Origin of the sequence: Enterococcus sp. AZ089, from assembly GCF_050547225.1 — a bacterium.
In the GTDB taxonomy this organism is placed as follows: domain Bacteria; phylum Bacillota; class Bacilli; order Lactobacillales; family Enterococcaceae; genus Enterococcus_D; species Enterococcus_D entomosocium.
Genome location: NZ_CP172954.1, coordinates 1943779 through 1964305, shown reverse-complemented (window position 1 = coordinate 1964305; position 20527 = coordinate 1943779). Strand labels below are relative to the sequence as shown.

Annotated in this window: 19 protein-coding genes; all 19 read left to right on the top strand. The window is 42.6% G+C overall.

Annotated features, from left to right (window positions below; all coding sequences use genetic code 11):
• Positions 1-7: 7 nt before the first annotated feature.
• The 19 genes from ligA to IGJ01_RS09085 all read left to right on the top strand — a co-directional run bounded on the left by ligA (position 8) and on the right by IGJ01_RS09085 (position 20460).
• Complete coding sequence (ligA, locus tag IGJ01_RS09175) at positions 8-2038, top strand: NAD-dependent DNA ligase LigA (protein ID WP_301389198.1); 2031 nt, start codon at positions 8-10, stop codon at positions 2036-2038.
• Between the two features lie 215 nt (positions 2039-2253).
• The gene (gene gatC / locus IGJ01_RS09170) at positions 2254-2559 is read left to right on the top strand and encodes an Asp-tRNA(Asn)/Glu-tRNA(Gln) amidotransferase subunit GatC (protein ID WP_005225977.1); all 306 of its coding nucleotides are present in this window, start codon (positions 2254-2256) and stop codon (positions 2557-2559) included.
• On the top strand, positions 2559-4031 hold the full coding sequence (gene gatA / locus IGJ01_RS09165) for an Asp-tRNA(Asn)/Glu-tRNA(Gln) amidotransferase subunit GatA (protein ID WP_315041923.1): 1473 nt from the start codon (positions 2559-2561) through the stop codon (positions 4029-4031). The genes gatC and gatA overlap by 1 nt, the downstream gene beginning before the upstream one ends.
• Complete coding sequence (gene gatB, locus IGJ01_RS09160) at positions 4028-5458, top strand: Asp-tRNA(Asn)/Glu-tRNA(Gln) amidotransferase subunit GatB (protein ID WP_005225979.1); 1431 nt, start codon at positions 4028-4030, stop codon at positions 5456-5458. Before gatA ends, gatB begins: the two co-directional genes overlap by 4 nt.
• A gap of 10 nt (positions 5459-5468) precedes the next feature.
• On the top strand, positions 5469-6503 hold the full coding sequence (locus tag IGJ01_RS09155) for a diacylglycerol kinase (protein WP_430600979.1): 1035 nt from the start codon (positions 5469-5471) through the stop codon (positions 6501-6503).
• Positions 6504-6875: 372 nt separating this feature from the next.
• Positions 6876-7175, top strand: a complete 300-nt coding sequence (locus IGJ01_RS09150; RefSeq protein WP_008380108.1) for a YlaN family protein — start codon at positions 6876-6878, stop codon at positions 7173-7175.
• Positions 7176-7177: 2 nt separating this feature from the next.
• Positions 7178-8341: an FtsW/RodA/SpoVE family cell cycle protein gene (locus IGJ01_RS09145; protein ID WP_005235746.1), complete on the top strand. Its 1164-nt coding sequence runs from the start codon at positions 7178-7180 to the stop codon at positions 8339-8341.
• A 22-nt stretch (positions 8342-8363) separates the two neighbouring features.
• On the top strand, positions 8364-11792 hold the full coding sequence (locus tag IGJ01_RS09140) for a pyruvate carboxylase (RefSeq protein ID WP_005235747.1): 3429 nt from the start codon (positions 8364-8366) through the stop codon (positions 11790-11792).
• 15 nt (positions 11793-11807) lie between these two features.
• Positions 11808-12938, top strand: a complete 1131-nt coding sequence (locus IGJ01_RS09135; protein WP_430600978.1) for a CAP-associated domain-containing protein — start codon at positions 11808-11810, stop codon at positions 12936-12938.
• The gene (locus tag IGJ01_RS09130) at positions 12925-13353 is read left to right on the top strand and encodes a YlbF family regulator (protein ID WP_430600977.1); all 429 of its coding nucleotides are present in this window, start codon (positions 12925-12927) and stop codon (positions 13351-13353) included. Before IGJ01_RS09135 ends, IGJ01_RS09130 begins: the two co-directional genes overlap by 14 nt.
• Entirely contained in the window at positions 13340-13684 is a 345-nt protein-coding gene (locus IGJ01_RS09125; RefSeq protein ID WP_005235753.1) for a YlbG family protein, read from the top strand. The genes IGJ01_RS09130 and IGJ01_RS09125 overlap by 14 nt, the downstream gene beginning before the upstream one ends.
• A gap of 100 nt (positions 13685-13784) precedes the next feature.
• Positions 13785-14339 carry a 16S rRNA (guanine(966)-N(2))-methyltransferase RsmD gene (gene rsmD, locus IGJ01_RS09120; protein WP_430600976.1) on the top strand — a complete coding sequence of 185 codons (555 nt, stop codon included), beginning with the start codon at positions 13785-13787 and terminating at the stop codon, positions 14337-14339.
• Position 14340: 1 nt separating this feature from the next.
• Positions 14341-14835 carry a pantetheine-phosphate adenylyltransferase gene (coaD, locus tag IGJ01_RS09115; protein WP_005231326.1) on the top strand — a complete coding sequence of 165 codons (495 nt, stop codon included), beginning with the start codon at positions 14341-14343 and terminating at the stop codon, positions 14833-14835.
• Positions 14825-15877, top strand: coding sequence for a SepM family pheromone-processing serine protease (locus tag IGJ01_RS09110; RefSeq protein WP_005235759.1), 1053 nt, complete (start codon positions 14825-14827; stop codon positions 15875-15877). The genes coaD and IGJ01_RS09110 overlap by 11 nt, the downstream gene beginning before the upstream one ends.
• 93 nt (positions 15878-15970) lie before the next feature.
• Positions 15971-16384, top strand: a complete 414-nt coding sequence (locus IGJ01_RS09105) for a DUF1149 family protein (RefSeq protein WP_008380094.1) — start codon at positions 15971-15973, stop codon at positions 16382-16384.
• 22 nt (positions 16385-16406) lie between these two features.
• On the top strand, positions 16407-16778 hold the full coding sequence (locus IGJ01_RS09100) for a VOC family protein (RefSeq protein WP_005235761.1): 372 nt from the start codon (positions 16407-16409) through the stop codon (positions 16776-16778).
• Between the two features lie 164 nt (positions 16779-16942).
• On the top strand, positions 16943-17677 hold the full coding sequence (locus IGJ01_RS09095; protein ID WP_034878541.1) for a metallophosphoesterase family protein: 735 nt from the start codon (positions 16943-16945) through the stop codon (positions 17675-17677).
• Positions 17678-17812: 135 nt separating this feature from the next.
• On the top strand, positions 17813-19999 hold the full coding sequence (locus tag IGJ01_RS09090) for a Tex family protein (protein WP_430600975.1): 2187 nt from the start codon (positions 17813-17815) through the stop codon (positions 19997-19999).
• Positions 19996-20460, top strand: a complete 465-nt coding sequence (locus IGJ01_RS09085) for a SprT family protein (protein WP_008380085.1) — start codon at positions 19996-19998, stop codon at positions 20458-20460. The genes IGJ01_RS09090 and IGJ01_RS09085 overlap by 4 nt, the downstream gene beginning before the upstream one ends.
• Positions 20461-20527: the final 67 nt, after the last annotated feature.

Genomic DNA, 20527 nt, shown 5'->3' with positions numbered 1-20527 from the left:
TATTAGGATGGATGTCCCTTCAAAAGAAATCCAATCACGAGCAGAAGAGCTGCGTACGCAATTAAATCAGTACGCGTACGAATACTATGTAAAAGATCAACCTTCTGTTGAAGATTATCTCTATGATCAGCTGTATGCAGAACTGGTTGAAATTGAAACCAATTATCCGCAGCTAATAACCGAAGACTCGCCCACCCAACGAGTAGGCGGCATCATTTTACCTGGCTTTGAAAAAGTCACCCATGATATCCCACTTTATAGCCTGAACGATGTCTTTGACAAAGAAGGAATCGTGGCTTTTGATGCTCGTGTTCAAAAAGCATTGGGGAAAGCGGTAGATTATGTCTGCGAGTTAAAGATCGATGGATTGTCAATTTCCTTGAAATATGAAGAAGGGCGCTTTGTTCGGGGAGCGACTCGAGGAGATGGTACGGTAGGTGAAAACATTACAGAAAACCTAAAGACTGTCAAATCGATCCCACTGAAATTAAAAGAACCGATCTCGTTGGAAGTTCGTGGCGAATGCTATATGCCAAAGGCTTCGTTTTTGAAATTGAATCAACAGCGAGAAGAAGAAGGGGTGGAGGTTTTTGCCAATCCGAGAAACGCAGCTGCTGGAAGCTTACGTCAATTAGACACTCGGATCGCAGCCCAAAGAAACTTGAGTACCTTTTTATACACACTAGCTGACTTTGGTCCAATTGAAGCTAATGATCAATTTTCAGCATTGAATGAACTGGATCAATTAGGCTTTCGTACAAATCACGAACGCAGAGTGTGCCACACCATCGATGAAGTGTGGGCATATATCGAAGAGTTTCATGACAAGCGCAGTGAGCTCCCGTATGAGATTGACGGCGTAGTCATCAAAGTCAATAATTTTAAAGATCAAGATGCGTTAGGCTTTACCGTAAAAGCACCCCGATGGGCGGCGGCATATAAGTTTCCACCGGAAGAAGCGGAAACAGTGATCGAAACGATCGAATGGACCGTGGGACGAACGGGTGTTGTGACACCGACCGCTGTTATGACCCCTGTCCGGGTTGCCGGAACGACGGTCAGCCGCGCCAGTTTGCATAATGTAGATTTCATTAAAATGAAGGACATTCGCATTGGCGATTCGGTCATCATCTATAAGGCGGGGGACATTATTCCAGAGGTTGCGAAAGTCTTGGAAGAAAAACGCACGGAAACAAGTGAACCCTTTGAATCGCCTACACATTGTCCCGAATGCGGGAGTGAGCTGATCCATTTAGATGAAGAAGTTGCCTTGCGTTGTATCAATCCGAAGTGTCCGGCGCAGATCAAAGAGGGGTTAAGCCACTTTGTTTCCCGAAATGCTATGAATATTGATGGTTTAGGGCCACGTGTTTTAGAGCAAATGTTCGATAAATCCTTAGTTAAAGATGTGGCCGACTTGTACTTTTTAACAGAAGAACAATTGCTGACCCTCGATAAAATCAAAGAGAAATCAGCTAATAACCTTTTGCGTGCCATCCATCAAAGCAAAGAAAATTCAGTTGAGCGCTTGATTTTCGGGCTAGGCATCCGTCATGTTGGTGCCAAAGCGGCTCGGATTTTAGCGGAACATTTTGGTGACCTTCGAACCCTTAGCAAAGCCAAAGAAGAAGAGATCATTTCGTTGGAAACCATTGGTGCTACAATTGCGGAAAGTGTCGTTACGTATTTTGACAATCAAGAAGTTCACGACCTTTTAGATGAACTTGAAAAAGCGGGTGTTAACTTTGCTTATTTAGGGCTGAGAACGGATCAATTGGAAGAAGTGGAGTCGCCATTTAAAGAGAAAACAGTTGTTTTGACAGGAAAATTGAGTCATTTCACCCGCGAAGAAGCCAAGGAACGAATTGAAAATCTCGGTGGGAAGGTAACAGGCAGTGTGTCGAAAAAGACTGATATCGTTGTTGCCGGGGAAGAGGCTGGCAGTAAACTGACCAAAGCACAGTCCCTAGGCGTTACCGTTTGGGATGAAGCTCAAATGGTGGCTGCGATCGAAGGCAGTCATTCGGCAGATCAATAACTGTTAAGTATTGTCACAGACGAGAAGCAGTTGTTTCTTCTTGTCTAATTGAAATCATTTCTTCCCTGCAGTACGAGGAAAGAAATGATTTCTGCTTTTATTTGCAATTATATTTGATAATTTTCAAATTCTATTTCATGATTTGTTAAAAAAATGATACAATACATTGGAAAAACGTAAACGTAGATTACGGATGCGAGAAAGAGGAGGATTTTATGGCGATCAGCGAAGAACAAGTCAAACACGTTGCCAAACTAGCAAAACTTTCATTCTCAGATGATGAATTACATGAGTTTACCTCTCAGCTAGGAAAAATTATTGATATGGTAGAAACACTGGAAGAAGTGGATACTACAGGAGTACCCTTTACATCGAATGTCGCAGAAACGATCAATGTGATGCGTGAAGATGTAACGACCGGTGGCTGGGACCGTGATGAATTAATGAAAAATGTTCCAGAATCCGAAGAAGGCTTTATTAAAGTGCCTGCAATCATTGACAATGGGGAGGCGGGTGCCTAATGACTGAACTATATAATAAAAGCTTAGAAGAATTGCATAGCTTATTAGTATCAAAAGAAATCACTGCGACAGATCTAACGAGCGAAACCTTTGCTCGCATTAAAGAAACAGAGCCGAAAGTCGATGCGTTTCTTGCATTGAACGAAGAAAAAGCCCATGCGTTAGCGCAAGCTATCGATCAAAAAGGTATCACTGAAAGCAATGTGTTGGCTGGGATTCCCATTGGGATCAAAGATAACATTGTTACGAAAGATCTACGCACAACAGCGGCTTCTAAAATTTTAGGCAACTTTGACCCAATCTACGATGCAACAGTCATGGACAAAGTTTACCAAGCAGACATGATTCCAGTTGGTAAGTTAAACATGGATGAATTTGCCATGGGCGCAAGTACCGAAACGTCGTTCTTTAAGAAAACGAAAAACGCTTGGGATGAGACAAAAGTACCTGGTGGTTCATCAGGTGGCTCGGCGGCTGCCGTTGCAGCGGGACAAGTCCCATTATCATTAGGTAGCGATACAGGTGGTTCGATTCGCCAACCAGCAGCTTTCAATGGAATCGTCGGGCTGAAGCCAACATATGGACGGGTTTCTCGTTTTGGTCTGATCGCGTTTGCATCCTCGTTAGATCAAATTGGTCCGATGACCCGTGGTGTGAAAGACAATGCCATCGCATTAAATGCCATCAGTGGGTTTGATGCAAAAGATAGTACGTCAGCCGGGACAGCTGTTCCTGATTTTACAGCAGGTTTGACTGGTGATATCAAAGGCATGAAAGTTGCTTTACCAAAAGAATACTTAGGTGAAGGAATTCAAGCAGGCGTCCGGGAAGCAATCTTAAAAGCTGCAGACACTTTCCGTGCGTTAGGAGCGACCGTGGAAGAAGTCAGCTTGCCACATTCAAAATATGGGGTAGCTGTTTACTATATCATCGCATCTTCTGAAGCAAGTTCTAATTTGCAACGTTTTGACGGTATCCGTTACGGTTTCCGTTCAGAAAATGTCCGCAATTTAGAAGATGTCTATGTCAATTCGCGTAGTGAAGGATTCGGGGAAGAAGTCAAACGCCGGATCATGTTAGGTACGTTTTCACTAAGTGCTGGCTACTATGATGCCTACTTCAAAAAAGCCGGTCAAGTTCGGACGTTGATCAAACAAGATTTCGATAAGGTCTTCAGCCAATACGATTTGATCATTGGCCCAGCATCACCAACGGTAGCATTTGGTATTGGAGAAAATATCAATGATCCAATTACCATGTACTTAAATGATATTTTAACCATTCCTGTGAACTTAGCAGGACTGCCAGGGATGTCGATCCCAGCAGGTTTTTCTGAAGGACTGCCAGTCGGCTTGCAGATCATTGGGAAACATTTTGATGAAGCAACCATGTATAAAGCGGCTTATGCCTTTGAACAAGCAACTGATTTCCACACGAAAAAACCAGTGATTTTAGGAGGGGATAAGGCATGAACTTCGAAACAGTCATTGGGCTTGAAGTCCACGTAGAATTAAAAACAGAATCAAAGATTTTTTCTCCAGCACCTGCTCACTTTGGCGCTGAACCAAATAGCAACACGAATGTGATCGACTGGGGCTATCCAGGTGTTTTACCAGTAATGAACAAAGCGGCTATCGAATTTGGGATGAAAGCTGCGCTTGCGTTGAATTGTGAAATCTCAAAAGAAACGCATTTCGACCGCAAAAACTATTTCTATCCCGATAATCCGAAAGCCTATCAAATCTCTCAATTTGACCAACCAATCGGTCATGACGGGTGGATTGAAATTGAAGTCGAAGGCAAAAAGAAAAAAATTCGCATCGAGCGAGTTCATTTGGAAGAAGATGCTGGGAAAAACATGCACGGCAAAGGCGGTTATTCTTATGTGGATCTGAATCGTCAAGGAACCCCTTTGATCGAGATCGTTTCCGAAGCGGATATGCGTTCACCAGAAGAAGCATATGCGTATCTAGAAGCATTGCGCTCAATCATCTTGTTTACAGAAGTATCTGATGTGAAGATGGAAGAAGGTTCCATGCGTTGCGACGCCAATATTTCGTTGCGACCTTACGGCCAAGAACAATTCGGAACAAAAACAGAATTGAAAAACTTAAACTCTATGTCCTTCGTGAAAAAAGGTTTAGCATTTGAAGAAAAACGCCAAGCCAAAGTATTGCTTTCTGGAGGCGAGATCCAACAAGAAACTCGTCGTTTTGATGAAGCAACCAGCAAAACTTTATTGATGCGTGTCAAAGAAGGTTCTTCTGATTATCGTTACTTCCCAGAACCAGATATCCCACGATTTGTGATCGATGATGAATGGATCGAACGGGTACGTCAAAGCTTGCCAGAAATGCCGCAAAAACGTCGTGCCCGTTACATCTCTGAATTGGGCTTACCAGAATACGATGCAATGGTCTTGACTTTATCAAAAGAAATGTCCGATTTCTTTGAAAAAACCATTGATGCCGGTGCTGATCCCAAACAAGCTTCTAACTGGTTGATGGGGGAAGTTTCAGCGTATCTGAACAGTGAAAAATTGGAACTGCCAGAAACGAAATTAACCCCAGACAATTTAGCGGGAATGATTCGTTTGATCGCCGATGGCACGATCAGCTCGAAGATTGCGAAAAAAGTCTTCAAAGAATTGATCACAAACGGCGGCGACGCTGAAGAAGTCGTAAAAGCCAAAGGATTGATCCAATTATCAGATCCTGCGCAATTACTACCAATGATCAATGAAGTACTAGATAACAACCAACAATCCGTCGATGACTTTAAAAACGGAAAAGACCGCGCAGTTGGTTTCTTAGTTGGTCAAATCATGAAAGCAACCAAAGGACAAGCGAATCCAGGCGTTGTGAACAAGCTGTTGCAAGAAGAACTAGCAAAGCGATAAGAGGCAAGCGATGAAAAGAGCAAGAGTAATCTATAACCCGACATCTGGGAAAGAATTGATTCGAAAAAATTTAGCAGATATTTTAGATGTTTTGGAAACTGGCGGTTATGAGGCGAGTGCATTTGCCACCACCGCTGCGCCATTTTCCGCTCGTGATGAAGCAAGAAGAGCCGGCGAAGCTGGTTTTGATTTGGTGGTAGCTGCCGGTGGTGATGGCACGATCAATGAAGTCGTCAATGGGATCGCTCCTTTAGAAAAGCGACCAAAAATGGCGATCATTCCTGGAGGCACGACCAATGACTACGCACGAGCACTAAAAATTCCCCGTACAGATATCAAAGCAGCTGCGGAAGTGATTTTGAAGCAGCAAACGGTGAAGATGGATGTCGGAAAAACACCCAACACGTATTTTATCAACATTGCTGCTGGTGGGCACTTAACGGAATTGACCTACGATGTTCCTTCTGAATTGAAAAGTATCTTTGGCTACTTAGCTTATTTAGCAAAAGGAGCTGAATTACTGCCCCGCGTCAAACCGATCAAAATGCATCTAAAGTATGAAGACGGAGAATACATTGGCGGAGCCTCAATGTTCTTTTTAGGACTAACGAATTCAGTGGGAGGTTTTGAACAGATTGCCCCTGACGCAAAGCTTGACGATGGGAAATTTTCGTTGATCATTGTCAAAACGGCCAATATTTTTGAGATTGTCCACTTAGTTGCTTTAATGATGAATGGTGGCAAGCACATCAACGATCGTCGTCTGATTTATACGAAAACATCTTTTCTTGAAGTAGACGCGCCAGAGCAGGTCAATCGATTAATGATCAACCTTGATGGTGAATACGGCGGAGATGCTCCTATGCGCTTTGAAAATCTACACAATCATATTGAGTTTTTTGCGAATGTCGATCAAATTCCTGATGATGCGGTCGTTGGTGAGCAGAACTATCAAGAGATGAGCGAAGGTTTTATTAAAGAAGTCGAACGTCTTTCCGATGAGGACATCAATGGAGATGGCAAGATCGGCGACGAAACAAGGTAAACGATTTTTCTTTTCATGCAAAGTGAAAGAACAGGGACTTTTGGACCTGTTCTTTTTTTAAAAAATAAATTGTGGAAAAAGTAACAGGAATATTTTTAAGAAAAGTTGATAGAGCAGCTTTTCTTAAATTTTAGTAAAGGACGTTTTTTGCGTTATGTTCCACATCGGGTATTTGTTTCACGGCTATCAGCGCGATTCATGAAGATAAAGCGAATGAAAAATTGAAAAAACGAACGATCTTCGCTAAAAAACGAACTTTTTGAAAATATACTCGTTAAAGTTCGTCATTTACGTATTTCTATGCAATCTAATGATGCAAAAGCCAGAGAGAATATGCTATAATGGTGAAACGAAGAAATGGGGGGGACCGGAATGGAGCACATCGATTCTACAAAAGCGCTAGATCTGCTTAGAGATGACGCAGAACGAATCAAAAAGCTGATCCGAAACCAAGAAAATAGTTTATGTATCGCACAATGCAAAGCATTTGAAGAAGTGGTTGATACCCAAATGTATGGTCTATCACGGCAAGTGGCATTTGCGATCCGCTTGGGGATCGTCGATAATCAAACAGGACAACAATTGATGGCGGATCTCGAAAAAGATTTGAACCAATTGTACAGCGAGGTCTATGAAGACCAGCGGACACCTGAAATCGGCAAGGAGGCATAAACTTGCCAGAAAAAGTAAAGAAAAGACATTTATTAGATTATAGTATTTTACTGCCTTATATAGTGATGTGTGTTACGGGTTTGATGATGGTCTACAGCTCCACATCCTATGTTGCGATGACCGCCACACAACCGACCACAGCTGCTTCTTACGTCATCAATCAAGCAATATTCTGGTTGTTGAGTCTAGTAGCAATCACTGTCATGTATAAAATGAAAACGGATGTTTTTCGGAACAAAAAATTTGTCCAGATCGCCATGATCGTCATTTTGTTTTTATTGATCGCTGCCTTCTTTTTCCCAAGAAGAAACGGGGCACATGGTTGGTTAACAATTGCGGGCTTTTCCATTCAACCAGCTGAGTACTTGAAATTTATTGTCATCTGGTTTTTATCTGTGACTCTTTCCTATCGTCAAAAAGGTATCCAACAAGAGTTTTGGAAAACGGTTTGGCGTCCAATCGGAATCGTCTTCGTCTACACCGGGATCATGGCCTTTTATCCCGACTTCGGGAATGCTGTGATCGTCATGCTACTGGCTTTTGTCGTTTTATTATCTAGTGGTCTGAATTACCTGTATACCCTGATATTAGGTGTGGCAGGAATCGTAGGCAGTACATTGATCGTCTTCTTGGTAAATTTAACTGGTGGAAAGCTTTTACCTGATTATGTCTATAGTCGCTTCTCATCATTTTTAAACCCATTTGCGGATGAATACAATACAGGTCATCAAATGGTCAATGGGTATTATGCAATGTTCAACGGTGGGCTTTTCGGACGCGGGCTTGGAAATAGTATCCAAAAACGTGGCTTCTTAAACGAAGCGCACACCGATTATATATTTTCGATCGTTATGGAAGAATTAGGCTTGATCCCATCGATCATTATCTTAGGTGTTTTGTTCTATATGGTGGGACGGATCTTTCTTGTCGGTATCCGTTCAAGAGATCCCTTTAATTCCATGATGTGTATCGGCATAGGGACATTATTTATGTCTCAGATTTTCATCAACTTAGGGGGGATCACTGGTTTGATCCCATTGACGGGAATCACTTTTCCGTTTTTAAGTCAGGGTGGGTCAAGTTTGCTGATGCTGTCGATTTGTATTGGTTTTGTATTAAATATCAGTGCCGAAGAAAAGAGGAAACAATATTATTTGAATTATTGATCAATTGAATGGAGTGGATTAGATGAAGAAAATTCTTGTTGCCAATCGTGGAGAAATCGCGATTCGTGTCTTCCGCGCATGTGCGGAGTTAGGAATCAAAACAGTCGGTATTTATGCTGCGGAGGATGAATACTCCGTCCATCGTTTTAAAGCAGACGAAGCGTATTTAGTGGGGAAAGGCAAACGGCCGATTGATGCGTATTTAGACATTGAAGATATTATTCGCACAGCGAAAAAAGCCGGGGCTGAAGGGATTCATCCAGGGTATGGTTTTTTATCAGAAAACCTGGGCTTTGCTCAGCGCTGTGAAGAAGAAGGTTTGATTTTCATCGGACCATCCACTCACCACTTAGATATTTTTGGCGACAAGATCAAAGCAAAAGCAGCAGCGATCGAGGCGGGGATTCAATCCATTCCCGGATCTGACGGTCCAGTGGCATCGATTGACGACGTTTTAGCATTCGCTGACGAACATGACTATCCAATCATGATCAAAGCAGCTCTTGGCGGCGGTGGTCGAGGCATGCGTGTCGCTCATGATGAAAAAGAAGCACGTGATGGCTACGAACGTGCCAAAAGTGAAGCGAAAGCGGCATTTGGTAGTGACGAAGTTTACGTTGAAAAATATATTAGTAATCCAAAACATATTGAAGTCCAAATTCTAGGGGATACGCACGGAAATGTCGTCCATCTATTTGAACGTGACTGCTCTGTTCAGCGCCGTCACCAAAAAGTAGTCGAAGTGGCACCTTGTGTGTCAATGACGACTGAACAACGGGAAAAAATTTGTCAAGCTGCCGTTCAATTGATGAAGCATGTTGGCTATATCAATGCCGGAACAGTGGAATTTTTAGTTGAAGGCGATAAATTTTACTTTATCGAAGTAAACCCTCGGGTCCAAGTGGAACATACAATCACTGAAATGATCACCAATTTAGATATCGTGACGACACAAATACTAATTGCACAAGGCAAGGATCTGCATAAAGAAATTGGGATTCCTGAACAAAAAGATATTCGCTTCGAAGGGGTTGCGATTCAATGTCGCGTGACAACGGAAGATCCAGCGAATAATTTTATGCCAGATACTGGTAAGATTGATACCTACCGTTCTCCAGGTGGATTTGGGGTTCGTTTGGATGTCGGAAATGCTTACGCAGGTGCGGTGGTAACCCCGTATTTCGACTCACTGCTTGTAAAAGTCTGTACACATGCGGCAACCTTTGATCAAGCGATTCAGAAAATGATGCGCTGTTTGAAAGAATTTCGTGTACGTGGGGTAAAAACAAACATTCTCTTCATGCGAAATGTCGTTTCTCATCCAGCCTTTCGTTCGGGTGAAGCCAAAACCACCTTTATCGACAATACGCCGGAACTATTCAATTTCCCTCGGATTCGTGATCGTGGAAACAAAACCATGAAGTATATCGGGGAAATTACCATCAATGGATTTCCGGGGATCGAAAAACAAAAGAAACCATTTTATAATGAGCCACGGATGCCACAACACATCCAAGCAACGCCTGATTTTGTCAGCGCCAAAAATATTTTAGATACGAAAGGTGCCGAGGGTGTCGTTGAATGGATCGGTCAACAAAACAATGTCTTACTGACGGATACAACCTTCCGAGATGCCCATCAAAGTTTGTTGGCAACTCGTGTAAGAACCCATGACTTTAAGAAAATTGCCGCGATGACGGAAGCTGGCCTGCCACAATTGTTCTCAAGTGAAATGTGGGGTGGAGCAACGTTCGACGTTGCCTACCGTTTCTTAACAGAAGATCCATGGGAAAGATTGCGGATGTTCCGGAAAAAAATGCCGAATACCTTGTTGCAAATGTTGTTTAGAGGCTCCAATGCTGTGGGATATTCCAATTATCCAGACAATGTATTGGAAGAATTCATCAAAGAATCTGCAGCGCAAGGAATTGATGTGTTCCGAATCTTTGATAGTTTAAACTGGGTTCCACAAATGGAGAAAAGTATTCAAGCCGTTCGCGATACAGGAAAAATTGCAGAAGCAACGATTTGTTATACCGGGGATATCAATGATCCGACCCGTCAAAAATATTCAGTACAATACTACAAAGATATGGCGAAAGAATTGCAAAACCTTGGTGCCCATATCATTGCTATCAAGGATATGGCTGGATTATTAAAACCGCAAGCGGCTTATCGTTTGATCAGTGAGCTAAAGGATACGATCGATGTGCCGATTCATCTGCATACCCATGATACGAGTGGAAATGGGATCATTACTTACTCAGCAGCTACTAAAGCCGGTGTTGACATCGTGGATGTCGCTATGTCAGCGGTCAGTGGCGCAACGAGTCAACCAAGTATGAGTAGTTTGTATTATGCACTATTGAACGGCGAACGCTGCCCAGAAATCAATGTAGACAACATCCAACAGTTGAACCACTACTGGGAAGATGTCCGCATGTACTATCATTCCTTTGAAAATGGCTTGAACGCACCTCAAACGGAAGTGTACAAGCATGAAATGCCGGGGGGACAATATACCAATCTCCAGCAGCAAGCCAAAGCCGTTGGTTTAGGCGAAAAATGGGATGAAATCAAAGAAATGTATCATGAAGTCAATATGATGTTTGGAGACATCGTGAAAGTGACGCCTTCTTCGAAAGTCGTTGGGGACATGGCACTCTTTATGGTTCAAAATGGCTTGTCTGAGAAAGATGTTTTTGAAAAAGGCGATACATTAAGCTTCCCTGAGTCAGTAATCACATTCTTCCAAGGTGAGTTAGGTCAGCCAGTTGGTGGCTTCCCGAAAGAATTACAGCGCATTATCTTGAAAGGACGCCCAGCCTTTACCGAACGTCCTGGAACATTCGCGAAGCCAGTTGATTTTGCTGATGTGAAGCAAGAACTAGCGGAGAAAATCGGCTATGAACCAAAACATGAAGAAGTCTTGAGCTACTTGATGTATCCGCAAGTCTTCCTTGATTATCGAAAAGCTTATGAACAGTTTGCAGATGTGAAAGTTCTTGATACTCCAACTTTCTTTAACGGCATGCGCTTAGGTGAAACGATCAATGTTGAATTAGAAAAAGGCAAAATCTTGATCATTCGTCTAGATGAGATCGGTGAGCCAGATATTGAAGGCAACCGAACACTCTTCTTTAACTTGAACGGACAACGCCGAGAAATCGTCGTTAAGGACAACTCAATCATCAGCTCTGTTCAAACGAAACGTAAAGCAGAGCCAACGAACAAAGAACAGATCGGTGCTTCGATGAGTGGCTCAGTTTTAGAAGTATTAGTCAAAAAAGGCGACCGGGTGGCACGTGGACAAACCTTGATGGTCACGGAAGCGATGAAAATGGAAACTTCGGTTGAAGCCCGCTTCTCAGGCGTAGTTGAACATGTGTATGTAACCGATGGGGAACCAATTCAGTCAGGAGATCTTTTGATTGAAGTCAAAGAGAAGTAAGGAGTCGATCCACAGATGAAGCGAAGAGGATTATTGTTTTGCGGCTTATTTGTCCTAGCCCTAATAATCGTGTATTTGCAGCCAGTTTTCATGCAAAACGCTTCAGATTCAAGAGTGACGATCGAAAACCCAATCAAAGCACCAACAAGCATGAATTACGAACCAATCGCAGCTCAAGGATTAGCTGAATTGATCGGGGAACCTGTTTCGGATTTCGAAGAAGTCTATGGTCTTCCAGTTCAAACATATCGATCAGGTTACGAGTTTGAAATTCGGGTCTACAATCAATTAGACGATCAACAGTATGTTGAGATCAATACCGATGGTGAAAGTGTGCAAGCAATCAAAGTAATCGGCGCCGGGGGCTCTTCCCTGGCACCTTTTACGATGGGCATGACCTTGACTGACTTGACGGAGTTGACCATGATCTATCCTAACTTTACCTTGACACAAAATGATCGTGCGATCAGTTTCGAATTGATGGAAGAAGATATGAACTACCGTCCATTAGTGGCTTTTGACAACGGGACATTTGCTGTTTTGTTCTTTGATCAGGAGACTGCCCAACTGCAAGCCGTCACTTACTTGGATCAGACCACATTACTTAAACTGGCACCTTATCCCTTGACGGAAGGGCAGCGACCGCTGTTTCAAGTTTCGCAAACAATTGACCAAGCCCAAGCCAACCTTGAAAAAGAGACCTTGGCGTTTGTTATCATCGATAAAATTCGCCAGCAAATCGGCTTAGACAGCTTCTCACAAGATACCCAAACACATCAAGAAGCAGCTGGACTTTTATTTAATTTGACGAATAACCTATCAGACTATTTGACTTCTCAACGAATCCATTCTTATCAACGAGCACTTTCTTCGGAAAAGACAAGTAATTTTGTCTTATCGAATGACGAATGGCGAGAGTTGTTAGCGGAAAAGGAATTGGAAGCATCTGCTTCAATCTTCGAAGCGCCTGTTTATGATCCAACTTTTACGATTTTGTCATGGTTCAGTAACCCAAGATTTACTGAGCGCCTTACCCATGAACAATCAGAAAAGATAGGAATTGCTTTTTCTGAAGCAAATATGGTAGTCTTAGTGCAAGAAGATGTGGAAGGGACCGAGGATAGTACGTCAGATGATTTACGATGAAGCCTTTTTTGAGATTGAAGATCAAATTGAAGCACTTGTGAAGGCAATCAGAGCAAGTGAAACGTGTAAAACCTATCAAAAAGCGAAACAGGTCATGCATCAAGACCCTGATGTTCAGACATTGATGCGATCGTTTTTAGAAAAAAAACTAGATTTTGAAAGAATTGAAGCTTTCGGTGAGTATGCGCCTGATTTCAAAGAAAAAAAACGGGCGTTGCGCACAGCCAAGCGGCAGTTGGATCTTAATGAACAAGTAAGTGAGTATCGCTGGAGTGAAACACAACTGCAGCGTTTGCTGGATGAACTGACTGTGGCGATCTCTACTTGTTTTTCTCCCTCTGTCAAAGTGGACGCTGGGAGTCCCTTTTTTCAATCAAAATCAAGTTGTGGAGGAAATTGTCATGCACGAGGATAAAGAGCCTTTTACGATGCAAAAGCGTCGAGGATTGATCGTATGGGTTTACAGCCTACGTCAACTAAAGAATTTGCGCCGTTTTGGTTTTGTTCATTATGTGTCACGCAAGATGAAATACGTGGTCATGTATTTGAACGAAGAAGAATACGAAAGCAAAAAAACAAAAATCGAGCAGTTTCACTTTGTTCGACAAGTTGAAGCTTCCTATCGACCAGATGTCGAAATGGATTTTGCTGAAAAAATTGGTACGTCAGCAGCCTATCCAGTGAAAGATGAAGGGTTTGATATCGAAGAAAAAAATACGATGATTCGATTGGCAGAAAACGTGTAATAAAAAAGTGGGGGTGCCTTGAGTCACCGCCATTTTTTTATTGCTATTTATAGAAACAGTGCTATATTTGTATTTACGAAGATCTTGGAGGGAAAAAAGCATGCGTGTAGTAGCCGGAGAATATGGTGGCCGCAGATTAAAAAGTCTCGCTGGAGACAACACTCGCCCCACGACAGACAAAGTAAAAGGGGCGATTTTTAACATGTTAGGGCAATATTTAGATGGAGGTGTTGTACTGGATTTATTCAGCGGAAGCGGGGGCTTAGCTATCGAAGCGGTCTCTCGGGGAGCTGATCATGCGGTTTGTGTCGACCGTAGTTTTCCAGCAACCAAAGTGATCCGCGAAAATATTGCTATAACCAAAGAACCCGAAAAGTTCACGGTGCTAAAAATGGATGCGAATCAAGCTTTACGGCAGTTTGCAGCTGAGGGACAAAGTTTTGACTATCTCTTTTTAGATCCACCTTACGCAAAGCAAGAGATTGTGCAACAAGTGGAATCAATGATGATAGACGGATTGATCCGCCCCTTTGCTTACGTAGTTTGCGAAACAGACAAGTCCATCGTCTTACCAGAACAAATCGGCTCGTTGCATTTGGTCCGTGCCCAAACCTATGGCATATCGGCAGTGACGATCTATAGAAATGAGGGATAACGTGAAAAAGATTGCTTTATTTCCAGGGAGTTTTGACCCATTGACATCCGGTCATGTTGATCTGATCGAGCGAGGAGCCACGCTTTTCGATGAATTGATCGTCGGCGTTTTTACAAACACCAATAAAAAAAGTTTTTTTACTAGTGAAGAAAAAGTTCATTTGATCGAAGAAGCCCTCGCCCATATTCCTAACGTCAAAATTCTGGCACAAGAAACAGAGCTAACAGTCACGATTGCGAAAAAATTAGGTGCCCAGTTTCTGCTTAGAGGCATTCGCAGTGTGAAAGACTATGAATATGAGCGGGACATTATGGAAATGAACCATCACCTAGAACCCTCATTAGAGACCGTCTTTCTTTTAGCAGACGCAAAACATAGTTTCATCAGTTCCAGTTTGTTGAAAGAGATCTTAACCTTTAACGGCGATGTTGCCGAATATTTACCTCAAAATATCTACGATGCTATAGTAAAGAAGCGTGATACCAATGAATCTTAAATCAACGATCAAATATGTTCTCTTGTTTGTTTTAGCGCTGATCATCGCCGCTTGTGCCTTTTTGCCGATTCCCTATTATATCGAGCAACCAGGAGCAACGATCGATTTAAAAGAGCTGATTACCGTCAATCAAAAAGAAGACACATCAGCCGGCTCCTTTTCTTTGACCAGTGTTGGAATTCGACAAGCTACCGTGTTCACAGCGATTGGAACGAAATTCAATGAATTCCAAGACTTGATCAGTGAGGAAGAACTTTTAGGCGGTGCGACAGATGAGGAGTACAACCGCATTCAACGCTACTATATGGAATCCTCGCAAAATAGTGCGATTGAGCAAGCATTAAAGCTGGCAGACTTACCTTATGAAATGACCTATAAAGGGGTCTATGTCATGGGGATCGATCCAAATTCCAGCTTTGCTGGGAAAATATCCGTTGGAGATACCGTCACCGCAGTCAATGGTAAAGAATTTAAAAGCAGTCAAGATTTTATAGACTACGTCCAAAGTCAAACCATTGGTGATGAAATCACCGTGACTTACTTGCAAGATGGCGAAGAAAAAGAAGCAACGGGCAAACTAATTGAACTGGAGAGCAATCAAAAAGCCGGTATTGGCATCTCCCTCGTCGATCATACAGAGATCACTTCTGATGAAGAGATCGTGATCGATTCTGGCAATATCGGAGGACCTTCCGCTGGTTTGATGTTCACCCTTGAAATCTATGAACAGTTGACCGGAGATAACCTACGTAAAGGTCACAACATAGCTGGGACAGGAACGATTTCAGCTGACGGAACCGTTGGTCGAATCGGTGGGATCGATAAAAAAGTAGCGAGTGCCAGTGAAAGTGGTGCAGAAATCTTCTTTGCCCCAGATGATGAAATCACTGACGAAGAGCGTGAAATAGATCCTTCCATCAAAACAAATTATGAAGAGGCAGTAGCAGCAGCGAAAAAGTTAGACACGGATATGAAAATCGTTCCGATCGCCAATGTCCAAGATGCCTTGGATTATCTAGCAACACTAAAAGAAGCAAATTAAAACGGCACTCGCCGTTTTTTTTTATTGTCTAAAGAATACAGTAGGCTCAAAGAAAAGGTTATGCTATACTTTTAGATAAGGAGTGTGAATCTAGTGGAATTAAAAAGACAACAACCGATCGTTGAAGCATATCATTTCGATATGAAACCGAAAGACAAAGAAATGGAAACCAAATTGAATGTCGGCTTTGCGCCGTTAAAAGTCAAAGATGAAGAATATATGGAAAAAAACAGTATTATTGGCGCCCGGCTAGAATTTCAATTAGTGTTCCCTGATTATGTTTTGTCAGGACGTGTCGGACAGGTCAATCATATTTTGAATCGTAAAGTCAATTCTGGAGAAGATCTAACAAAAGCTGAAACTGATCGTTTGGTTGAGCCATTGTTTGATATCGTCAAACGCCTGACGTATGAGGTGACAGAAATCGTGACCGACAAACCAGGACTCCAACTGAACTTCAATACCAACTCGAACCCCACACAAGAATCGACCGAAGAAGAAAAATAAGTTGAAATAGGAGGGATTTCCATTGTTTTCCAACCAAATGCAAGTGATGCTCTACGTTGATGATGTGACGAAAGCTGTCGAATTTTGGCAAGAATTAGGCTTTGTGATCATTGAACAGCAAACGATCGATGGAACATCCGTCGTCGAAATCGCTCCTTCAAAAGAGGCAGAGGTTCATTTTGTCTTATATGACCGTGAGTTCATCGAAACGCACTCACCTGAAGTCGCATTAAATTCCCCATCGATCATGTTTTTTGCTGAGGATATTACAGCTCTCTATAAAAAACTTTTAGAGATGGAAGCAGAAGTCGGCGAATTGATTCAGATGGAAGAACAGCTGGTTTTCAATTTTGCCGATCCGGATGGCAATTATTTTGCTGTTTCAGGAAAATAGGTTTTACCGATCGTAATCAATCATTCGTCTTTATGAACCCGACTCTATGCTGTCGAACCGTTCAAGACGAATGATTGTTTTTTGATTTTAATGCAAGACATTTTGCAGCCAAAGGGCTAAAATTGATAATAAGAGACTCAATTGCCTTTAAGGAGGGAATGACTATGCAAAACTATCTTTATGCAATCAGTGATATTCATGGAATGGCCGATCTTTTTAAAAGTCTTCTTGCGGAATATGATCCGAAAATCCATCAGTTGCTTTTGATTGGTGATCTAAATGACCGAGGACCAAAGTCCAAAGAGTGTTTAATGCTCGGAAAGAAATTAGTTGAAGAACATCAAGCGATTTATTTACGTGGCAATCACGAAGAGTATTTTCTGCAATTTCTAAATGCCCCAGAGGATTGGTTCGCCGCCTACGTACGCAATGGCGGCAAAGAAACGATTGAAAGTCTTTTACATTCAGGAGCTACTGAAGAGTATTCGCCAACGGAAATTGCCTTGATGATCCGAAGTAGATATGGAGACTTAATAGAGTTTTTGATGGAGCGGCCGCTTTATTACGAATGGGGGAAGTATCTTTTTGTCCATGCGGGCGTGGATTTAAGTAAAAAAGATTGGCGGAAGACCGCCGACCACGATTTTATCTGGATTCGCGAGCCATTTCATAAAGGAAAAAACCGTACAGGAAAAACGATCGTTTTTGGTCATACCATCACGCCAATGCTGCATGGAGATATGCAGACGACGGATCTTTGGCAACAAGACGACAAAATCGGCATCGATGGCGGGGCAGTATTTGGTGGATCGGTGCATGGCGTGATTTTTGATGACAAAGGGGTCCTTCAGGATATCGAATATCAAAATTTAGCAGGACCTTGGCAACCAGACTTTTAAAAGTCTTTTCTAAAAAGAGAAAAGCAGCCATTACAAGAGCCCCGAAGCAATGTTCCTTTCGTGCCTTCTTGTTTCCTCAATGGCTGACTTTTTTATGTTAAAATAGCAAAAGCAACAAAGGAAAGGTGAGAACGAATGGCAGAAATGAATCAAGAGGTACTTGATTTAGTGAAACAAGAACTAACCTCTTTTACCCAAAAACAAATCAGTACGGTGTTACAATTATTGCAAGAAGGAAATACCGTTCCGTTTATTGCCCGCTACCGTAAAGAAATGACGAATGGACTTGACGAAGTTCAGATTCGAGAAATCGAAGAGCGGTATCAGTACTTAGAAAACCTAGAGAAACGCAAGCAAGAAGTTTTGCGCTTGATAGAAGAACAAGAAAAGCTAACGCCTGAACTATCACAGGCGATTTTAGCTGCGACAAAAATGCAGGCCGTCGAAGACCTGTATCGTCCTTATAAACAAAAACGACGCACCAAAGCGACGATCGCCAAAGAAAATGGCTTGGAACCATTTGCTCAGTGGCTGTTAAGCTTCTCAAAAATAGGTGACGTACAAGAAAAAGCGACCGAATTTATGAGTGATGCTGTCCCTACTGTAGAAGATGTCTTGGCTGGCGCCCATGAGATCATTGCAGAAGGCGTTGGTGATACTGCAGAATTTCGAAGTTGGATTCGGAGCTATTATTCTAACAAAGGACTGTATAAGAGCACGGTCAAAAATGCTGAAAAAGATGAAAAAGGCATTTATGAAATGTATTACGATTTCCAACATCCTATCAATAAGATGGTTTCCCACCGGGTTTTAGCCACCAATCGTGGAGAAAAAGAAGACATTTTGAAGGTAACGCTTGTGGCAGATGAAGAAAAAATCATGGAGTACCTACGTCGGAAATTGATCACAAATAGTGATTCACCCGCAGCCAGTTTTGTCCAAACTGCTGCTGCTGACGCCTTGAAACGTTTTATCTTACCAGCGATCGAACGAGAGATCCGCAATGAGTTGACAGAAAAAGCCGACGAACAAGCAATTGCGATTTTTGGAGAAAATCTTCGCAATCTGCTGCTGCAGCCTCCGTTGAAGGGGAAAGTCGTTTTAGGGTTTGATCCAGCGTATCGAACGGGCTGTAAATTGGCCGTCGTTGATGAGACAGGAAAAGTATTAGCGATCGAAGTGATCTATCCCCATAAACCGGCGCCGATGAATAAACGAGAAGCGGCTGGACCAGCGTTTCGTCGCTTATTGCAAACCTATAAAGTTGAAATGGTCGCAATCGGTAATGGGACGGCGAGTCGAGAGTCAGAGCAATTCGTCGCTGAACAATTAAAATTGATCGATCAAGAGGTATATTATGTGATCGTGAATGAGGCAGGCGCTTCTGTTTATTCGGCCAGTCCGATCGCCCGGCATGAATTCCCTGATCTGCAAGTGGAAGAACGAAGTGCCATCAGTATTGGTCGCCGTCTCCAAGATCCCTTGGCAGAATTAGTTAAAATCGATCCACAATCGGTGGGCGTCGGGCAATACCAACATGACGTTTCGCAAAAGCGCTTAGCCGAACAATTGGATTTTGTCGTGGAAACGGTCGTCAACCAAGTAGGCGTTGATGTCAATACCGCAAGTGCGGCACTTTTACAGCACGTGGCGGGCTTAAATAAAACGACTGCCCAAAATATCGTGACCTATCGAGAAGAAAACGGGGTATTTACGCAGCGCAATCAACTGAAAAAAGTCCCTCGCTTAGGGCCAAAGGCCTATGAACAGGCGATCGGTTTTATGCGGATTCCTGGCGGAAAAGTCATTTTGGACAATACCGGGATTCATCCAGAAAGTTATGACACTGCCAAAGAAATTTTGGCGCTCGCGGATATTTCTCTAGCGGAGCTTGGGAAAGAACAATCGGAAGAAAATAAAGTGAAGTTGGCGCAAATGCGTCCAGCAGAACTTTCTGCTAAATTGTCTGTCGGGAAAGAAACCATCACAGATATCTTAAAAGCGTTAATGCAGCCAGGACGTGATATGCGGGATGAAATGCCAGCCCCATTATTGCGCAAAGATGTGTTGAGTATGGAGGATCTAAAACCGGGAATGGAATTGAAAGGAACTGTTCGAAATGTGATCGACTTTGGTGCTTTCGTCGATATCGGTGTCAAACAAGATGGACTGGTTCATTTGTCGAAGCTGAGCCGTTCGTTTGTAAAACATCCGAAAGACGTTGTTTCCGTTGGTGATGTCGTAACCGTTTGGATCGAGCAAGTAGATGTCAAAAAAGGCCGTATCAGTTTAACCATGATCGATCCAGGAAATGCTAAATGACCCAACAAGAATTGCAGCGTTTGGTGGAAGAGCTTTCGCTGTCTGTTTTCAATAAACCATTTACGCATCGAGCGGTATTTAATTCTCGCTTAAAAACAACCGGTGGCCGTTACCATCTAAGTGATCACCACTTGGATTTCAATCCAGTGATGCTCACAGAACACGGGATGGAGGTTTTTATCGGCATTATCAAGCATGAATTATGTCACTATCATTTGCATTTAGCAGGTCTTGGTCATCGTCACCAAGATCCTGCTTTTAAAGCATTGCTGGCAAAAACGGGAGGCCTGCGGTATGCACCTCCTGCCAAAAGGACAGCGAAACATCGCTATCGATGTCAAAATTGCGGCTGCGAGATTCGGCGGCAGCGGCGTGTGGATATCAAAAAATATGTTTGTGGAAAATGTCGTGGACGTTTGCTAGAAATAGGAAATGATGAGAAAAGTCAAGTCGAAAAATAAAACTCGTTGCTATTTTTTTCATTTTGTATGATAATGTAGGTCGTGTGACAACCTGATATTTGTCAAT